This is a genomic window from Acinetobacter sp. BWR-L5 (genome assembly GCF_039655985.1).
In the GTDB taxonomy this organism is placed as follows: domain Bacteria; phylum Pseudomonadota; class Gammaproteobacteria; order Pseudomonadales; family Moraxellaceae; genus Acinetobacter; species Acinetobacter johnsonii.
On record NZ_JAGFEV010000008.1, the window covers coordinates 78,516 to 98,489 of the forward strand.

Below are 19,974 nucleotides of genomic sequence, written 5' to 3' on the forward strand. Positions count from 1 at the left end.
GGAAAAATCTTATAGAAAATTATGCTTTGTAGCCTGTGGGATTCTGCTTTTGCCAATTCCAACTGTCTGCTAACATATCTTCTAATGTCAATTCAGGTGTCCAGTTTAATTCACGATTGGCTCTTGAAGCATCTGCATAGAAGCATGCTAAATCACCAACTCTTCGCTCAACAAACTCGGAATTAACGATAACGCCATTCACTTTTTCAAAAGTCTCTTTAATTTTTAATACTGAAATTGGAATGCCTGTCCCAATATTCCACGCACGACAACCTTTATGCTTCAGTCTATTTTCAACAGCTAAAACATGCGCCTTTGCCAAATCAACCACATGAATAAAGTCTCTTTCACAGGTTCCATCATCAGTTGGGTAATCTTGTCCAAAAATAGACAGTTTTTCTCTGCATCCCACTGCAACCTGTGTCAAATAAGGCATTAAATTGTTTGGAATTCCTTGAGGATCTTCACCAATTTGAGCGCTTTTATGTGCACCCACAGGATTAAAATAGCGCAACAAGGCAATTGACCACTCATCATTTGCCTTTGACAGTTTTTCTAATAACTGTTCTACAATCAATTTGGTATAGCCGTAATTGTTGTTTGGCATCCCCAAAACCATATTTTCTTGATATGGCGGTGAGTTTTCTTCTCCATAAACAGTTGCAGATGAACTGAACACCAAGTTAAAAACGTGTGCACGCTCCATCGCTTGCACTAATTGTATTGATCCTGAAATATTATGATCAAAATAAGTTAGTGGTATTTGCTGGCTTTCACCTACTGCTTTTAACCCTGCAAAATGAATCACCGCATCAATTTGATTTGCATAGAAAGTTTGATCCAAATCACTTTGATTACGAATATCGCCCTGAATAAATTTAAGGGCCTTTCCAGTCAATTCTTGAACGCGTTTTAACGACTCTTCCGAGCTATTAGAAAGGTTATCGAGCACAATCACATCATGTCCAGCTTCAAGGAGTTCAACACAGGTATGTGAACCGATATAACCCGCCCCACCAGTCACTAAAATATTAGCCATCTATTTTTCCTAATAAGATTTTTAATAAACCCTGAGTCGAAACATCTAATGTAGATAGATCTTGTTGATGACCATTTAAAATGGGCAGTAACTGATTGGCAATTTCCTTGCCCTTTTCAACACCCCATTGATCGAAAGGGTTAATATTCCAAAGTACGGATTGTACAAATACTTTATGTTCATACATCGCGATAAGCATACCTAAGCTATAAGGATTGAGCTCCTGCATTAAAATAGTTGTACTAGGCTGGTTACCCTCATATTTTTTATATTCAGGCAACGAGGCTAATTCGCTCTGATCTAGCGCTTGATTGCCAAATGCCAATAAACGTGACTGTGCTAAACAATTTGACAGTGCCAAATGATGCTGTTCAATCAATGCCTCAGCATTATCCACATAGGTAAACTGATTTGCGTTATAACGTTGTATTGGTGCAATGAAGTCACAACTCACCGAATGTGTTCCTTGATGCAACAGCTGATAAAATGCATGCTGCGCATTCGGTCCCACCTCGCCCCATACAATCGGACAGGTATCCCATTCAACTTTTTCACCATTGCGTTGGATCGACTTACCATTCGATTCCATCTCAAGCTGCTGTAGATAGGATGCAAAGTACTTGAGGCGACCGTCATACGGTAAAACAGCATGGGTTTGAATGTCTAAGAAATTATTATTCCAAGCCCCTAAAAGCCCCATCAAGACAGGAATATTCTGCTCAAAAGGGGCATTTTGAAAATGCTGGTCAATGGTATAAGCACCCGCTAAAAACTGCTTAAATCCATTCACTCCAATAGTTAAAGCAATTGGAAGTCCAATACATGACCACAGAGAATAACGACCACCCACCCAATCCCACAATAAAAATTGATTCTCTGGCGCGATCCCCCAAGCAGTCATTTTTTCAGGCTTGGTCGATACCCCAATAAAATGATGCTTTAAGGTTTGGGCCTCTTGACCCAATGCTTTTTCAAGCCACTGACGTACCGTTTGAGCATTGGAGAGTGTATCAATCGTACCAAATGACTTTGACGAGATAATAAATAATGTGGTTTCTGGACGAAGCTTATGCAGAAGTTCTGAAAGCTGACTTCCATCTATTGTTGAAACAAAATGCAGATTTAAAGGCTTTTGTGTCGATTTTTTAAAATCAGATAAAGCATGGCTGACCATCAGCGGCCCTAAGTCAGACCCCCCCACACCAATATTGACCACATCTTGAATCACTTCACCAGTCGCGCCACGGTATTGGCCCTCGTGAATTTTGTTGACCAATCCATACATTTTTTGCAATTGTTCATGAACCTGATCAGCAATAGCCTGATGCTGTTGATCACATTTTGGTAAACGTAAAGCCCAATGCATGGCTGAGCGCTGTTCAGTATAGTTAATTGCTGTACTTGAGAATAAGTTTTTAATCCAGTTGGTTAAATCTCGTGTTTGCGCCCACTGTACTAAAGAATCAACTACACTTCGGTCAATACGATGTTTACTAAAATCAAAAATAATCGGCTCTAATACGACAGAGAGCTGCTCAAAACGAGTCGAATCATCTGCAAAAAGATCATTCAGATGATGCTGTTCAAAATGATCTTTCAAGCCCTGCAGTCGGGCAATGGCTGTATTAATATCTTCAACGGGATATGGTTTATTTTGATGCTTCATCGCCCTACTCCCTGATAGGCAAAGCCTTGGGCTTTGACATAGCATGGATCATAAATATTGCGACCATCTAGAATCAGTGGGTGCTGCATTTTTTTGAGTAGTTCTGGATAATTAGGGCTCCAATACTGCTTCCAAGCGGTTAATAAGCACAAAGCATGTGCTCCCTCAACTGCTTCATATTGATCGGTACAGTAAATCAAATCTTCTCGATGCCCATAATGTTTTTCAATTTCGGCCAATGCCTGAGGATCATGCAATTTGACCACCATATTTTGTGCCCAAAGCGCTTTTAACATGGCATGAATTGGAGATTGCTGAATGCGAGACGTGTTTTCTTTAAATGATGCACCCCAAATCGCAATCACCTTACCCGCCAAATCCCCATGATAATAATTCCATAATTTACGAAAGAGAATTTCTTTTTGCTGCTCATTAATATCCCAAACTTGTGCCAATAATTGGCTCTTCGCTCCAGTCCCCGAAACAGTATTTGCCAATGTTAAGACATCATGAGAGAAATTTTCACCGCCAAAGCCAGCACCTGGATAAAGATATGAAGCCCCGATTCGACTATCCGCCGCCAAGCCTTGACGTACATGCTCAATATCGATACCTAGCTTTTCAGCCACCACAGCTAAATCGTTAATATAACTGATGCGGGTTGCCAACATGCCTGAAACACTAAGTTTAGTAAACTCGGCATCTAAAACGGGCATAAACAAATATTGTTGTTCTCTTGGAAATAATGGGCGAAGTAACTCTCGAATTTTAATTTGACTCGTTTCACTTGAACAGCCCACTGTCAGTTGTTTTGCCTGCACTAGGCTTTGTAAAGCATTACCTTCTTGGATTACGTCAGGCAAATACACCCAATCATCGTCCGATAATATTTTTTCAAATTTTTCAGTGCCATGTAACCCTAAAGTCGAGGCATTGATCATCAATTTAGGATGAATAATAGGCCGCTGTTTGAGTTCTTTTAAAATTTCAATGCCTTGAGATTCTTCTGTCGGACTCAGACTAAAAAAGTAAGCATCGATATCGAGAGGAATCGCATTAAAATTGCAGTATTGCAGAAATCCACTTTTTTCTTGCTTATGGAGTAGATTGATCACAGCATCATCTTGGGTATAGGCTTGCTCTGAAGCCGACCTTTTTAAGATATCGCACCAAAAGACCTGATGTCCACATTCAGCTAGCAATGCCGCCATAACACCTGAATACAGGGTTTGTCCAAATACTGCAACTTTCATAAGAGTTTCCCGCTGATCATTAAAGCTCTTGGATAAGCGCTTTAAATGCCTCACCCAACGTCGGGTGATCAACCCCATAATGTAGAACGGCTTTTAAATAACCCAGTTTACTACCACAATCAAAAGTTTGACCTTTCATACGATAGGCTTCAACCGTATTGGTCTGTTGTAGCATGGCAATTGCATCGGTTAATTGAATTTCGTTACCTGCACCTTTCGGTGTTTGTTCCAAAAGTTGCATAATCTCAGCGGGCAAAATATAACGCCCGACCACGGATAAATTAGACGGTGCTGAACCCACTGCTGGTTTTTCAACAATACCTTGCATCACTATACTTTGACCTTCATTGGGTACAGAAGCTACATCAACAATACCATACTGATCAACCAAATGGTCAGGCACCGCTTCAACCATAATTTGTGAAGCATGTGTTTCATTGAAACGCTGAATCATTAAGCTCAAATCATTAGTTAGATCAGCATCTTTAACTAGAACATCAGGTAACAGCACAGCAAAATCATCATTTCCCACAATCGACTTTGCACATAAAACTGCATGTCCAAGTCCTAAGGGTTGCGGCTGGCGCACACTGACTACGCTGACATGTGCGGGCAGAATATCCTTAATCTCTTTGAGTAAATCAAATTTTTGCTTCTGCTCGAGCGTTGTTTCAAGCTCAAAGTTACGATCAAAATAGTTTTCAATCGATGCTTTAGATGAATGCGTGACTAAAATGATCTGCTCAATACCCGCCGCGACAGCTTCTTTCACAACGTACTCAATCGCTGGGCGGTCAACGACTGTCACCATCTCTTTCGGAATGGACTTACTTGCAGGTAAAAAACGGGTTCCTAGACCCGCAACAGGAAGAATGGCTTTTTTAATTGTCATCACAGATCCAGACATTTGCGTTCATTAAATCATTAAAGCTTAGTTTACCTTAACTTCTCGACTTCGGTGATAGCCATCAACATAATGTTCTAACTGAGTAAGTGCCCAGTCAATGTCTTGATCAATTGCAGTTAAGCCATAAATGCGTTCGAAAATCGGCAATAATTCATCTAAAGAGAAATGCTTTTCAAATGAACGTAAGATTCGACTATGCTCAGTTAACTGTGTATCTTCATGATCAATTAGCAACTCTTCATATAACTTTTCACCTGGACGTAATCCAGAGTATTCAATGGCAATGTCGCCAATATCCGACCCTTCTTCACGCATTTTTAAGCCACTCAACGCGATCATCTGACGGGCCAAATCTTGAATACGAACAGGCTCTCCCATGTCCAGTAAGAATACATCTCCGCCAGCACCTAGAGCACCAGCCTGAATGACTAACTGTGATGCTTCTGGAATCGTCATAAAATAACGCGTCACTTCAGGGTGTGTCACTGTAATTGGGCCACCTTTTGCTATCTGCTGTTTGAACAGAGGAACAACGGAACCTGAAGAACCTAATACATTCCCAAAACGAACAATACTAATTTGAGTTTGCTGCTGTGCTTCTGCCATCGCTTGACAGTAAAGCTCAGCCATTCGCTTAGATGCCCCCATTACATTGGTCGGACGCACAGCTTTATCTGTTGAAATCAGTACAAAAGTCTCTACACCTTTTTTAATCGCCGCATTCACACTAAAGGCTGTACCAATAGAGTTATTTTTTAGTCCCGCAATGGGATTACACTCGACCAATGGAACATGCTTATAAGCCGCTGCATGGTATACAGTTTGTACATTATACTGCTCAATCACACGCTCAAGTTTAGCTTCGTCGAGGACTGTTCCTAAAATCGGAATAATTTCTACTTGTGACTTAAGACGTAACTCTTTATCAATACTATACAGCGCAAATTCACTAAGCTCATAAATAACCAATTTCTGCGGGTTATTCTTTATAATTTGTCGACAAAGTTCTGAACCAATAGAACCACCTGCCCCTGTGACCATCACTACTTTATGTTGAATATTTTTGGCCAATAATTCAGGGATCGGCGGAACAGGGTCACGTCCAAGTAAATCAATAATGTCTACTTCTCGGATGTCTGAGACTTTAATGTCGCCATCTACAAGCTTGGTAAGGCCAGGAATTTCGGTAATTTTAATATGTGCAGGTTCAAGAAATTGAACTATTTCACTTTTGCGCGTACGCCCTACAGATGGTAAAGCAATGAGAATTTCATCAACTGTTTCTCTTTCCAGACGTTTAAGCGCATGTTCAGCATTATAAACTTTTAAACCACCAATAATTTGCCCTGATAATGACTGTTCATCATCAATAAAAAATAAAGGAAAATGCTCATCAGAACGATTCAACATTGCTGCAATTTGTTGGCCTGCATATCCAGCCCCATAAATCACGATTTTTCTTTTTGGAATATCCGTTTGCAAACATGCTCGCACAATAAATCGAATAGCACCACGGCTGAACCAAATCCAGGAAAACATAAAGAAACCAAACATCAAAGGAATTGATGTCGGAATAAAAGCCTCTGTACAATATGCCAGCCCAAAAAGTCCAAGAACGGTTAACCCTGTTGCAATCGCTAAGCGTGTAAAGAACACCTCATTGAATGTACGAACAATAAAATGATATGTTCCACAAATCAATAACATAGTGATTGCTAAAACACTTACCCAGAGTGATCCAAATGAGATATTAGGAACAACTTCTGCCCCTAGGTTAAATTCACGTAATGCGTAGCTCAACCAAATCAAGACAGGAAAAACTAAAAAATCCAAAAGGATTAAAAATAATTGTTTGGCATATCGTGGCGATGTAACCAAAGGCAGAATGACTGATTTCACAGGGTGAGTCTTCTCTATGCTATTTATATAAGTAAACTAAATGTGTTTTTAAGTTATTTGCTACCCACAAACAAATGTAAAAATGTAAAGTGAATGCAAAAGCGAAGCATTCACTTTACATCAGAGCATTTAAATTCTAGTAAGTACTTGTTCAATAGCAGAAATAGTTTGATTAATACTATCTTCACTCAAAGTTGGATGAACTAAAAACATTAAACTATTTTCACCTAGTTTTTGTGCGTTCTGAAGTCGTTGAGTAGGGCGCCAAGGCGTATTGTCAAAAGCATGCTCTAAATACACTTCTGAACAAGAACCACTAAAGCAAGGAACACCTAATTCAGCAATTTCATTCATAATACGATCACGAGACCACCCTTCCGGTAATTGATCTACATTTACTTGAACATAACACTTATAAGCAGCATGTACATAATCATTCGAAGGCTGAAAAAAGGTTATATATGGGGTCTTTTCAAATGCTGAATAAATGCGCTGCATATTTTGATTACGAATTTCAGTCCATTCAGTCATTTTTTTCAATTGAATGCGACCAATAACCGCTTGCATTTCCATCATACGCCAGTTGGTACCAAAAGAGTCATGTAGCCAACGAAAACCTGGTGGATGCTGCTTGTTATAAATACTATCGAAGTTTTTGCCATGATCTTTATAAGACCACATTTTTTTCCACAACGCTTCATCATTGGTGGTGACCATGCCTCCTTCACCGCCCGTTGTCATAATTTTATCTTGGCAGAAAGACCAGGCAGAAATATGCCCAATAGAACCCGCAGGTTTGCCCTTATATTGTGCGCCATGTGCTTGCGCACAATCTTCAATCACATATAAACCACGCTCAGCTGCAAGTTGCATGATTGGATCCATATCACACATCCAACCTGCCAAATGGACACAAATAATCGCTTTAGTATTGGGCGTTAGTACAGCTTCAATTGTCCGAGCCGAAATATTTTGTGAATCCAACTCAACATCTGCGAATATAGGATTAGCACCAGCAGTCACAATTGAGCTGGCAGAGGCTAAAAATGTCCGCGAAGTAACAATAACATCATCACCGGCACCAATATTTAAAGCCTTTAATGCAACATCAAGCGCTACTGTCCCATTTGCTAAAGCCACTGCATATTGTGTTCCTGCAAATGTTGCGAATTCTTTTTCAAATTCACGGCATTCTTGACCCGTCCAATAGTTTACCTTATTCGACAACAGTACTTTAGAGACAGCATCTGCTTCTTTTTGTGTAAAGCTTGGCCATGGTTCAAATGCAGTGTTTAACATATCTCTTTCCTAAATTGATTTTTTAAAAATCTTTATTTCTTCTCTAAAATTCGGGCTGGATTACCCACGACGGTAACACCTGCGGGAACACTTTTGGTCACGACTGCGCCCATACCAACCACAGCACCTTTACCAATTACCAATGGTTTATCTGGTGTGCCTTGTTTGATCACCGCACCAGTACCGATATAGGCATGGTCTTCAATATGAATATTGCCATTGCATTTTACACCTGGTGCAAAAGTAACATAGTCGCCAATGATGCAGTCATGCGCAACATAGCTATAAATGTTTGCATGAAAGAATTTCCCAATTTTAATATTTGAAGTAATACATGTAAAAGGACACAGTAAACTGCCCTCACCCATTTCTACTTCATCTAAAATAACCGTATTCGCTGCTTGAATTTCTAAATGTTGAACACTGTCCTGATCTAAACGAGCCACCAATTTTTCACGTACTTGGCTATTTGCGATTGCAATTGTCACGCGTTTATCGGTTTTAGAATTATTTATAAAATCAGTGTAACTTAATACTTGATATCCATTTAAATCTGTATTTGCCTGACCGTCATCAATAAATACAAAATGTTCTTTATTTAATTCAGTAAATTGCGCACGTACCAGAGGCATAACCTCTTTACCAAATCCGCTTGCACCATAAACACCAATCAATTTATCCGACATTATTCTTTATCCTTATGTTTCGATCCTATAAAGCGAGTCATCGTCGCTTCACCTTCTGCACTAATGTCATCTTTAGCAATCACTTTCTGTACAGTCTTCAACATGATTTTAAAGTCGAGCCAGATGGACTGGTTTTCAACATACCATGTGTCTAATTTGAATTTTTCTTCCCAACTAATTGCATTACGCCCATTGACCTGTGCGTGTCCAGTCATACCTGGACGTACATCATGACGTTTGGCTTGTTCTTTGTTGTATAAAGGTAGATATTCCATCAGTAATGGACGTGGACCTACAACACTCATATCCCCTTTAATCACATTCCAAAGCTCAGGCATTTCATCCAGACTGGTCGAACGTAACATTTTGCCAAAAGGTGTTAAACGCTCACTATCTGGTAATGGATTGCCCTGTTCATCCAGTGCATCCTTCATGGTACGAAACTTAATCATTTCAAACGGTTTACCATGCAAACCTGGACGAACCTGACGAAACAAGACTGGCGAGCCTAGGTTCTTTTTTACTTTATAAGCAACGAATGCATATAACGGTGAAAGCAGGATCAGGGCAATAGAGGCAATAATAATATCAAGCAATCTTTTCATTAATTGGAATCACTTTGGAAAAACAATACTTTCAAGTTTGGTTGCAATTTTGGAATAATCTAAATGTTGTAAAACGTATTCCTTCCCACGTAGCCCCATGTCTTGGCGCTCATATTCAGGTAAGTGGTATAACTGCAAGATTGATTCCGCAATCAATGCAGGATTTTCAGCATCGATAGTTAAACCTGCATCTGCCAGTTCAACAATGTCACCTTTTCCAGAAAAAGCATGAATCACAGGTTTAGCTGAAAAAAGATATTCAGGCAGCTTATTCGGTGCTATACCAAAGCGATAAAGTGAATTTTTTTGCCAGCCTATATAGCAGATATCAAATGTACTTAACATAGATTGAATTTGCTTCTTGGGAATGGCATCAATAAACGTAATATTATCCAAGCCTAGATCTAATGCCTTTTGAACCAAATGCTCTTTTTCTTTCCCTGAACCGACAAGTACGAAATGAATATCTTTATAAGCCAACAATAATTTAGCAGCATCAATTAGATCATCTATCGCATTTGCTACACCTATTGTACCTGTGTAGCCAACAATAAATTTATTCTTTGGTAACTGTGATAGAACTTCTAGAGATAATTCTTCTTTATTCATGACCTCATTTATTGATATTCCATTTGGAATCCAATTAAATTTTTTAGGGTTTAGTCCCCTACTCGTCATATGTTCTACAGCATTGAAGAGATTAGAGAATACATATTCTGACTTTTGGTATGCTCGATCTTCAATCCATTGCATGAATCTAACAAATGGATGTTTGGGAGAATGTCCACCTAGCTCTATTAATGTCAGAGGCCAAATATCACGGACTTCAAAAATAAATTTTGCCTTAAATTTATTTGCAAGATATTTAGCCCCTAAGTAACCTATAGGCGAAGGAGATGAATACAAAATTGCATCAGGTCGGTCTGTAATAACGGATGGTAATTTTGTGAGTGCCCAAGAAAATTTGAACCAATTCAGCACACGTTGTTTGCTGTGTGCTTCTTGGTATTCAGGTAAATTTACCCAGACAAAGAAAAAATTAGTATCAATTTTTTCTAACAGATAAGGCTCTGAAAATTGTTTCGGTTGACGTAGTAAATGACTATATCGACCCGCAATTAAATAGACTTTATATCCTTTTTTTGCTAATTCTTGTGCAAGATAATAATGTCTTCCGCCCATAGCTGTTTCAGGTGTTGAGCTATATTGGTTGATGAGCCAAATGGTTTTTTTATTATTCATTTTAAATTAACTGCTAGCTAAAACATTAGCGATATTTTGCGATGCTTTACCGCCGCCATATAAATTCGAGGGATCTTCAATGGTTTTATTTAACATGGCTTGTGTAAGATCAATAATTTTTTGAGTATCTGCACCGGCCAAAACATTAACCCCGTGCTCAATCAACTCAACCCATTCAGTTTGGTCACGCATAGTAATACATGGCTTTTTAAAGAAAAATGCTTCTTTTTGAACACCTCCACTATCTGAAACTACAGCATTACAATGCTTTAACAACCAGATCATTTCTAAATAACCCACAGGCTCTAGAACTAACATTTCCAATTGTAGCCCCAATGCTTTCACAACTTTTTGTGTACGTGGGTGTAATGGAAGCACTACTGGCAAAATCTTGTTATGAATGTAATTCAGTGCATCCACAATCGCTTTTAGGCGTACAGGATCATCGGTATTTTCTGCACGATGTAATGTAGCAACAATAAAATTACTTTCAGGTACATTTTTGAGTGTTTTACCTTTTACCGCACGTTCAGCAAAAAACATCGATGAGTCTTGCATCACATCACCCACATTTAAAACTTGAATCGACTTTTGGTCAAACCCTTCATTTTTAAGGTTTTTAACTGCGGTTTCTGTTGGGCAAAATAAAATATCGCTGACCTGATCCGTTAAAATACGATTAATTTCTTCTGGCATACGCATATTAAAACTACGTAAACCCGCTTCAATATGTGCAACAGGAATATGTAGTTTAGAAGCTGCTAAAGCTCCTGCTAAAGTAGAGTTAGTATCGCCATAAACCATTAAACGATCTGGTTTTGACTCTAAGCAAATTTTTTCAATCGCTTCTAGCATACGACCAGTCATAGAACCATGGCTACCGCTATTAATATCTAGCTGGTAATGTGGTTTCGGGATACCCAATTGATCAAAGAAAATATTAGACATGTTTGCATCAAAATGCTGACCTGTATGAATAATTTCTTCTGACAAACCCACTGTATTTTTAATCGCAGACGATACTACACTTGCCTTAATAAACTGAGGACGTGCACCAATCACCGTAAGAATTTTCATGCTAATTACCTATCTTAAAAATATTTTGATAAACATCTGACATTTTTTTTGCACACGATTGCCATGAAAAATTCGAATGTGCAAATTGTTTAGCTTCTACAGACATTGATCGTCTCAGCTCAGTATCTAAAATCAGTGTTTTAATAGCATTTGCTGCTTGTTGCGGATTTTCACTATCGACAATAAAACCTGTTTTTCCATTTTGCACAACTTCAGGTAAGCCACCTACATTTGAGACAACTACCGGAATACCCATAGCTTGAGCTTCTACCACAGCAACACCGAAGCTTTCCTGCCGACTTAGTGCAACATATATATCTAACTGATTTAATTCATTTGGAACATCATCATGGGAAACAGAACCAACGAAACTTGTTAAATGATCTATACCCAATTCAATAGCAAGTCTTTTAAGCTCGCTCATATCTATACCACCGCCAACGATTCTAAACTTTAATCGGTTAGATAGCTCAGGGAACTCACTTTTCATATCTTTGTAAACAATAGATAAGGCTTTTAATAAGATATCAATACCGTATACATGTTTAAGCGTTTTGACAGTACCAATACAAATCGTTTCGGCTCTTGAATTACGCATAAAATTGGAAGAACTAAATTTATCTAAATCCACACCAAAAGGTGTTATTTCAATTTTCTTGTTATCAATGAATAGTCGAGTCTGTGAGGCCATACTAAGGCTCGTAGAGGCTATAACATCCGCACTTTTGAGATTTTTCTGCAGTAGCTTTTTATGGAAAAATGAGCGGTAAGGAAATTCAAAAACGTCACTTCCCCAAACTGAAAGTACATAGGGATGAAAATTAACTAGCCGAGCAGTCGTACCATAACCACTAGCATAATGAGCATTCAAGAGATCTGGTTTAATTTCTTTTAAAAGCTTTTTCAAGGCAAACACATTTAGGAAATATCCAAGAAATCCTTGAAATGGAAGGATTGATAAAGGAATGTTCTTTGGAAAATCCGCGCCCATTGGTTGCTGAGAAACAACATGGACATTCATACCTTGTTCAGTTAAGTATTTTGCCCATTGTATAGTATGTATACTATTAGCATTAGAAAGTAATAATATCTTATTTACCACCAAGCTTACCCTCTTTATCAAGATGAACTATAGAAAGTGCCAAACCTACAACTGTCCAAGCAGTTAAATTGTAAACAATGGAACTTGGAGCAATAGATGCAAAAGGCATAATAACCAATGTATAAAAAATTGATAAAGAAATATTTTTGTTAACTTTATCAACTATTCTTAAACTTACTCTGTAAACATTAAAAATTAATTTAATATAAAAAATTATAAAAAATAAATAAAAAATAAAACCATAATTAATTAGAACTTCTAGGAAATAGAAATGAAAAGATTGAATTGGAGAATTCATATTAAGTAAAACATTTTGAATCCCACCCAAACCCAATCCCAGAATAGGGTTTTCGAATAAATTAATTATACCCAATGTATAAACTGAAGCCCTTACATCTGTTGAGTTTGAGTACAAGTCCACATTTTTGTTCAAAATATTATTAAAACCTGTTTGTATACTTTCAAAACTACTTGATATTCGCAAATCTGTAAAATCATAATTCAGAAATGGAATAAATAATAATACTCCAAAAATTAAAACCAAAAAGTAAAAGAAATTATTTCTAAAATTAAGAAAAAAATAGACCAAAAAAAATACAATACTTGCAATAAATACACCTCTAGACTGTAAGTAAAAATTAAAGAAAACAACAAAAATCAAGGACAAATATTTCAAATACTTATTATAAAAAAACAAAAAAGGGAATGTTAAAATAAATACGAATCCAAATGTATTTGGGTTACCATTAAAACCTGTTGGCTTACTTAAAATACTATCCAGCTGAAAAGTATAGAATTCATTCAAATCAGATTCTTTATATCCAAAAAAAGAGGCATACTGAGAATAAGGAGACATAGGCAGCCTAAATAAGCCCAAAGATTCACAAAAACCAATGATAAAATTAATTGTTGCAATAACTACTAATACCTTATAAATCTTTTGCAATTTTTCAGAATTTTTACTTGACAACACAGAAAAAACAACTGCAAAAAAACCGCAAAAAATATAAAATAAATTTATTAATCCTAATTCAATATTTTTCACCCACAAAAGAGTAATTGCAGAAAATAAAAAGAATATTAATACTGGGTATACGATCTTTAAAGTTCGAATGCTCAAACCTTTACTAGCAATAAGAGTGTAAATAAAAAAAAGAGCAATCACTAGGTGAAAAAAATAAACACTATAAAAACTTAATGCGTAACCAAATAGTGCAGATACAACACCCAATTGACCTATTTTATACTCAATATCTTTGATGACCATAATACACCACTTCAGAATTTTGTTATAAAAATCTGAATTTCAATAAAATTTCAGCAATTAAAATCTAAAGTGTTTTCCTTTATATAGAAAAACACACTTTATAATCATGATTCAACACATTTAATTATTATAATGTGCGTACTAAATTTTCTTCCTTACTTAATCTTTCATCCCATGTATTCAATCGTTCTTTTTCAACAATATATAATTCATCTAGCATATTTTTTCTTAATACATTATCAAAAACTAATGTCTGTATATCAATAGCAGCTTTATCAAAAAAAACATCATTAGGATTGTAAATTAGTCCATTTATTTGGTGCTTAATCCAAGATCCCGTATCGCCATTATCGAGTGTTACAATAACTTTATTAGCTCTTATAGCCTCTAATAATGGGTTTCCTACATTAGAAGAATCATACATCGAGAAAAATATCTGTGATTTCTTTAATCTATTTAAAGCCTCACCATGTGGCAAAGCACCCGAAAATTTCACATAAGGTTCAAGAGAGAGCGATTTCACCATTTGTTCTAATTTTTCTTTTAATTCTCCCCCTCCAATGATCTCGTACTCAAAATTAGTAAAACCATTAGCAACGAGTTGTTCTATAACCTTAATACATCGATCAACTCTTTTCCATCCTACCAATCTGGAAATAGATACAATCTTTATTTTGTCTTTAGATATGTCTGGCCAATTATTATGCTCAATTACATTTACACCATTTGTCCAAAATTTAATATTTCCTAAATTTTCAATACCTCTTATTTTTTTGAGTGCTTTATCACCCTCCGTACCATCATCTGTCATAATAGTTAAATCAGACTTCACTTTTAAAGCTAAAATCAAGTCCGCATTAAAAAGCAATCTCAACCATTGCTTATTTTCTAGCATTTCATTTACAAATGTTCCTTGGAATCTTGTTACAATTTTTTCATTTTTTAAAAATGGTTTAATAAGCATTAATGCAAGAACGCCATGTAGCTCATAGCCATACACTACATCATAATTACTTGATTTTATTTTCCTGTAGCCCTGTAAAGCTAGTGAAAGAATCACAATTAAGCTTGCTATTTTTGAAAAAATTAACTTTAAGTAGCGATTGGGCATCTGGCGAACTTTCACAAGTGGCCAATAGAAGCGAGAAACATTCACACCCTCTGGATTTATCTCTTTTTCATAAGAGTAATTTCCGCCGGCAACATTATCGCGAGCAACAATATAATCTACATTCCAACCAGATGAAGCGTAATACTCTGGTGTTTTCCTAATAACTTGAATAGATTTTTCTTTAAAATCAATTCCAGACAAAAAGAGTATTTTCTTTCGTTCATTTAAATTTTTCATTATAAACCTATAAATTTTTTATTGGCTTAGCGGGAATACCCGCTAAAACAACATTTCCATCAGGATAACTTTTTGTAACTACAGCTCCTGCTGCAACAATAGTTTTTTTTCCTAAAACTACTCCAGGCAAAAGCACAACATTCATACCTATCCATGATTGATCACCAATTACTACGTTTTCACCTTCTGTATGACCATCCAAAGAATTAAAATCATGATTAGCTGTAATTATTCCAACATTCGGGGCAATATATGTTCCACGCCCGATCTCAATTTTCCCTTTAAAATTCTGAAAATACGTACCAGGAGATTGAAAATTATTTATATCATCCGGATGAAAGGATAAGTTTTGAGGATTTGAAACAATTACATTCAATCCTGCTGGAAAAGGTAAAGGTGGTGCTAACCTTAATATGTTTCGGGTCCAAATAGCTCGTATTGACCATCGATATCCATTAAAGCCTTTATCGAAATGTCGACCCGTTAGATATTTTCTATCAAAAAAAATACTGAAAAAAACAATTAATAAAGGCCTAAATATATCCAAAATGCTTTTTAATGTTTTCTTAATACTCATAAATACCCAATTATAAAAGAAATGATTAAACCAGCAACGCTCCATATACCAACTATTGGTATTGAGGACGTGAATATGTTAAATACATGGCGCAAATTAATTTCTGAACATCTGAAAAATACAATATTACAAATCAAGTAGAATACTGCACCAGAAAAAATATACCATTCAGATAATGAATTTCGATCAATATTATATGCAATATATAAGGCGCCTATACGCAATATTAGTCCAAATACAGTTAAGGCCAACATGGGTCTTTGCCATCCCCGCACATGCATACACATAGAAATTGGCGATGCAATAAATTGCAATACCATCCATGGTATCATCCATAGTACCAACTCCCCCGCTCTCCTCCATTCATCGCCAAATACTAAGGGAAAAATGACAGGTGAAATAAAACCTATAAATATTAAAGGTCCTATACCAATCTTTGTAAGACTTAATACTACGTTCGCTGTAAAGTTACCTAAATTATTGATACGGTATTCTTCAGCGGCTCTTGATAAATAAACTTGAGAAATTGCTCGCCCGATTAGACCTAGCGGCGCACTCATTACTTTTGATGCTAATAGTAAATAACCCGCTTCTGGACCTATCGCCATGGCTGCAATTAATATTAAGGGTATTTGAATTGCAGCTGTATTTGCAAATGACTCAAACGTTGAATATTTAGGAAATTTTTCATATTCTTCCAGCTGAGTTTTCATACTTGTCCAACTTACAAGCTGGAATTTTTTATTGTCTTCTTGCCACGCCTTTTTAATTAATCCCCAAATTCCAGCCCCACTTAAAAAGAGTTGACCAAATAGCAAGCCAATTGGTGTAAAACCTAGCAAGCCTGTACCAATTTGTGCACCAGAACCAATCGTCGACTGCATTATTTTAGTTTGAGCAATAGAAGAGAAATCTTTTTTCCTTGTAGCCCAATTTTGGGCAGCTGCATATACAGCTGTTAACCATATACCTAATGGCAACATCCATAAATAGCTATATAGCTCTGGCGCTCTAAACAAGTTAGCTAATTCATTTGGCCAAATTACTAATACTAAAGAAAAAATAATCGTTAAAATTGTTGCGAACACTAAGGATAAAACAAATAGACTTGCTGCATCTTCATCTTTCTCTGGTAATGAGATGGCTATTTCTAATCTAAGACATGCAACAACTGAGCCCATTCCAACAATAGCAGTATAAATTGCAAATAGAGCAAAATCATTCGGACTATATAAACGGGTCAATATTGGTAGAGCTAAAAAAGTAATACCTTGTGCGAAGGCTGTGCTCCCCGCCAAAAGCCCTACTGCCTTCAAAAAGCCCCCTTGTGCATTTAACTTTGCATTAACTTTATCAAGAAGGCTTTTCACAACTTATTTACTCAAAAGTGACGCAACAATCTTTTCTTGAGCTTCTGCAGCCAAGTAAGGATGCATTGGCAAACTCATGACTCTTTCAGCAATTGCATCACCGACGGGTAGTATTACACTTTCATCAGCTACAGCAGGTTGCTTATTTAAAGGAATTGGATAATGTACCGCTGTAGGAATATCCTGCTCTTTCAACTTCGCTTGCACATCATCACGGTTTTCAACTTGAATGGTATATTGCGCCCATGCACTCTGATTATGTGCTTCAATACATGGTGTAGTATTAATACCCGCGTCATTAAACAATTTGGTATAGGTTTCTGCGACACGCTGACGCGCTTGCATTTCTTCATCCAAAATTTCTAATTTTGGTAAAAGAATTGCAGCCTGCAATGTATCCAAACGACTATTCATACCTACACGAATATGATGATAACGACGGTCTTGACCATGTCGTGCAATTTGGCGAATCACTTTTGCCAGTTCATCATCATTGGTAAAAATCGCACCACCGTCCCCATAGCAACCTAAAGGCTTACTTGGGAAAAAACTTGTACAAGCAACAGTGGTCAGGTTACAACTTTTACGACCTTTATACGTTGCACCAAAGCTTTGCGCTGCATCTTCTATTACTGGAATGCCATGCTTTGCAGCAATCGCGTTAATCGCATCAAAATCTGCACATTGACCATATAGACTAACAGGAATAATCGCTTTAGTACGCGGTGTAATCGCTGCCTCTAATTGTTCAACATCCAAATTATATGTTTTTGGATTGACATCGACATAGACAGGCGTCGCACCTAATAATGCCACCGTTTCAGCTGTTGCAATATAGGTAAATCCGGGCGTAATCACTTCATCACCCGGACCGATACCAAACGCCATTTGGGCAATTTGTAAGGCATCGGTACCATTTGCACAGGTAATACAGTATTTTGCCCCTACATAAGCAGCAAGTTTTTCTTCCAACTCAATTACTTCTGGGCCTAAAATGTATTGACCATGGGTTAAAACATTTTGAATACCCGCTTCAATCTTATCTTTTAAACGAGCTTGCTGAGCTTTTAAATCAATAAATTCAATCATGTTTATGCCTGTTCTTTGATTACAGTGCTACCAGATAATCGGTATATCGCACCTGTATGTGAACACACAGATTCTGCGTTACCGGTTAAAGGTAAATCTAACTGTTCACCAAACTCACTCATCCAACCAATTTGTTTTGCTGGAACACCCACCATCAATGCATATGCCGGTACGTCTTTATTAATTACCGCACCTGCACCAACAAACGAGTATTCACCAATCGTCACACCACAAACAATCGTACAGTTTGCACCTAGTGTGGCACCTTTTTTAACCAATGTATTACGATATTGGTCTTTGCGTTCAATTAAAGAGCGTGGGTTATACACATTGGTGAAAACCATGCTTGGTCCACAAAATACACCTTCTTCCAAGGTCACGTTATCGTATACCGACACGTTATTTTGAACTTTACAATGATCGCCAATAACGACTTTATTGCCAACGAATACGTTTTGTCCTAAAGATACGCCTTGACCGATTTTGGCACCGCCACATACGTGAACAAAATGCCAAACTCGTGAATCGCTTCCTATTTGCGCACCTTGATCAACAATCGCTGTTTCATGTTGATAAAAGCTCATGCTTTTTTCACCTTTGCCAATAATGGATGTGGATTTTCTGGGTTTTCAACAATAGGAGAAACACGAATGACTTCCACTGTTTCAATTGCTGCTCGGTTTTCTTCCACACCGTAACCTTTGCCTTCCAAAATACGTTGATAACTCTGCGTATGTAAATCTGTAAAACCGCCTGAAAATTCTAATTCTTCATTTTCAATCGTAATACTACGGTAAGTTAGTTTTTCACCTTGTACTGCATTGTCCGGAAGGTTATTCGCGTCAATAGACAAGAACCAACGCACACGTGCACGCTCATATTCTAAATAACCAGAAGAGGTTTTTTCATCACGGAAATGCACTTCATTTTTAACGATTTTTCCAAAAATAAAATGCAACATATCGTAGAAATGTACACCAATATTAGTTGCTACACCGCCAGATTTGTTGTCCACGCCTTTCCACGACTTTAAATACCATTTACCGCGAGAAGTTAAATAAGTGAGATCAACATCAAATACTTTATCTGTTGGTGCAGCCTGAACTTTATCGCGGAGGGCAATAATAGACGGATGTAAACGTAACTGTAATATTGAATTTACCTTGGCACCATATTGTTTTTCATATTCAGAAAGCATGTTTAAATCCTCTGAACTCAGTACCAATGGTTTTTCACAAATCACTTCAATGCCATTTTTCAACGCATACTTCATGTGCGGCGCATGTAAATAGTTCGGTGAGCAGATTGCAACGTAATCCAGCTTTTCTCCTTTTAATTTTTGGTCTTCTACATAGGCCTCAAATTCTTCAAACTCAGTAAAGAATTCCGCTTCAGGAAAATGACTGTCCATAATCCCGACAGAGTCATTTACATCCATGGCAACAGCTAAAGTATTACCCGTTTCTTTGATCGCTTTAAGATGGCGTGGTGCGATATATCCAGCCGCACCAATAAGAGCAAATTTTTTCATCGTTTCACTTCTTTTCA

18 protein-coding genes are annotated in these 19,974 nt (G+C 37.1%); all 18 read right to left on the bottom strand.

The window, feature by feature from the left end; genetic code table 11:
* Nucleotides 1–19: 19 nt before the first annotated feature.
* The 18 genes from galE to JZ787_RS14560 all read right to left on the bottom strand — a co-directional run bounded on the left by galE (nucleotide 20) and on the right by JZ787_RS14560 (nucleotide 19,957).
* Entirely contained in the window at nucleotides 20–1,039 is a 1,020-nt protein-coding gene (gene galE, locus JZ787_RS14475) for a UDP-glucose 4-epimerase GalE (protein WP_346312677.1), read from the bottom strand.
* The gene (pgi, locus tag JZ787_RS14480; RefSeq protein ID WP_218289157.1) at nucleotides 1,032–2,705 is read right to left on the bottom strand and encodes a glucose-6-phosphate isomerase; all 1,674 of its coding nucleotides are present in this window, start codon (nucleotides 2,703–2,705) and stop codon (nucleotides 1,032–1,034) included. Before pgi ends, galE begins: the two co-directional genes overlap by 8 nt.
* Nucleotides 2,702–3,958 (bottom strand): nucleotide sugar dehydrogenase, encoded by a 1,257-nt coding sequence (locus JZ787_RS14485; protein ID WP_346312678.1) that lies wholly within the window; start codon nucleotides 3,956–3,958, stop codon nucleotides 2,702–2,704. The genes pgi and JZ787_RS14485 overlap by 4 nt, the downstream gene beginning before the upstream one ends.
* 19 nt (nucleotides 3,959–3,977) lie before the next feature.
* Nucleotides 3,978–4,850 carry a UTP--glucose-1-phosphate uridylyltransferase GalU gene (gene galU, locus JZ787_RS14490; protein WP_218289158.1) on the bottom strand — a complete coding sequence of 291 codons (873 nt, stop codon included), beginning with the start codon at nucleotides 4,848–4,850 and terminating at the stop codon, nucleotides 3,978–3,980.
* A 39-nt stretch (nucleotides 4,851–4,889) separates the two neighbouring features.
* Nucleotides 4,890–6,764 (bottom strand): nucleoside-diphosphate sugar epimerase/dehydratase, encoded by a 1,875-nt coding sequence (locus tag JZ787_RS14495; RefSeq protein WP_346312679.1) that lies wholly within the window; start codon nucleotides 6,762–6,764, stop codon nucleotides 4,890–4,892.
* Between the two features lie 129 nt (nucleotides 6,765–6,893).
* A complete protein-coding gene (locus JZ787_RS14500; RefSeq protein ID WP_346312680.1) occupies nucleotides 6,894–8,063 on the bottom strand; it encodes a DegT/DnrJ/EryC1/StrS aminotransferase family protein in 1,170 nt (389 codons plus the stop codon).
* Nucleotides 8,064–8,095: 32 nt separating this feature from the next.
* Nucleotides 8,096–8,749 (bottom strand): acetyltransferase, encoded by a 654-nt coding sequence (locus JZ787_RS14505; protein WP_279740766.1) that lies wholly within the window; start codon nucleotides 8,747–8,749, stop codon nucleotides 8,096–8,098.
* The gene (locus JZ787_RS14510) at nucleotides 8,749–9,354 is read right to left on the bottom strand and encodes a sugar transferase (protein WP_346312681.1); all 606 of its coding nucleotides are present in this window, start codon (nucleotides 9,352–9,354) and stop codon (nucleotides 8,749–8,751) included. The genes JZ787_RS14505 and JZ787_RS14510 overlap by 1 nt, the downstream gene beginning before the upstream one ends.
* Before the next feature lie 9 nt (nucleotides 9,355–9,363).
* A complete protein-coding gene (locus JZ787_RS14515; RefSeq protein WP_346312682.1) occupies nucleotides 9,364–10,596 on the bottom strand; it encodes a glycosyltransferase family 4 protein in 1,233 nt (410 codons plus the stop codon).
* Nucleotides 10,597–10,602: 6 nt separating this feature from the next.
* A complete protein-coding gene (gene wecB / locus JZ787_RS14520) occupies nucleotides 10,603–11,673 on the bottom strand; it encodes a UDP-N-acetylglucosamine 2-epimerase (non-hydrolyzing) (RefSeq protein ID WP_346312683.1) in 1,071 nt (356 codons plus the stop codon).
* A gap of 1 nt (nucleotide 11,674) precedes the next feature.
* Complete coding sequence (locus JZ787_RS14525) at nucleotides 11,675–12,775, bottom strand: glycosyltransferase (protein ID WP_346312684.1); 1,101 nt, start codon at nucleotides 12,773–12,775, stop codon at nucleotides 11,675–11,677.
* Nucleotides 12,765–14,042 carry an O-antigen ligase family protein gene (locus JZ787_RS14530; protein ID WP_346312685.1) on the bottom strand — a complete coding sequence of 426 codons (1,278 nt, stop codon included), beginning with the start codon at nucleotides 14,040–14,042 and terminating at the stop codon, nucleotides 12,765–12,767. The genes JZ787_RS14525 and JZ787_RS14530 overlap by 11 nt, the downstream gene beginning before the upstream one ends.
* Nucleotides 14,043–14,169: 127 nt before the next feature.
* Entirely contained in the window at nucleotides 14,170–15,390 is a 1,221-nt protein-coding gene (locus JZ787_RS14535) for a glycosyltransferase (protein WP_346312686.1), read from the bottom strand.
* A 7-nt stretch (nucleotides 15,391–15,397) separates the two neighbouring features.
* Nucleotides 15,398–15,967: an acyltransferase gene (locus JZ787_RS14540; protein WP_346312687.1), complete on the bottom strand. Its 570-nt coding sequence runs from the start codon at nucleotides 15,965–15,967 to the stop codon at nucleotides 15,398–15,400.
* Nucleotides 15,964–17,337, bottom strand: a complete 1,374-nt coding sequence (locus JZ787_RS14545; RefSeq protein ID WP_346312688.1) for an oligosaccharide flippase family protein — start codon at nucleotides 17,335–17,337, stop codon at nucleotides 15,964–15,966. The genes JZ787_RS14540 and JZ787_RS14545 overlap by 4 nt, the downstream gene beginning before the upstream one ends.
* A 3-nt stretch (nucleotides 17,338–17,340) precedes the next feature.
* A complete protein-coding gene (locus JZ787_RS14550) occupies nucleotides 17,341–18,426 on the bottom strand; it encodes a DegT/DnrJ/EryC1/StrS family aminotransferase (RefSeq protein WP_346312689.1) in 1,086 nt (361 codons plus the stop codon).
* Nucleotides 18,427–18,428: 2 nt separating this feature from the next.
* Nucleotides 18,429–19,010: a UDP-2-acetamido-3-amino-2,3-dideoxy-D-glucuronate N-acetyltransferase gene (gene wbpD / locus JZ787_RS14555; RefSeq protein WP_218289169.1), complete on the bottom strand. Its 582-nt coding sequence runs from the start codon at nucleotides 19,008–19,010 to the stop codon at nucleotides 18,429–18,431.
* The gene (locus tag JZ787_RS14560) at nucleotides 19,007–19,957 is read right to left on the bottom strand and encodes a Gfo/Idh/MocA family oxidoreductase (protein WP_218289170.1); all 951 of its coding nucleotides are present in this window, start codon (nucleotides 19,955–19,957) and stop codon (nucleotides 19,007–19,009) included. Before JZ787_RS14560 ends, wbpD begins: the two co-directional genes overlap by 4 nt.
* Nucleotides 19,958–19,974 lie beyond the last annotated feature (17 nt).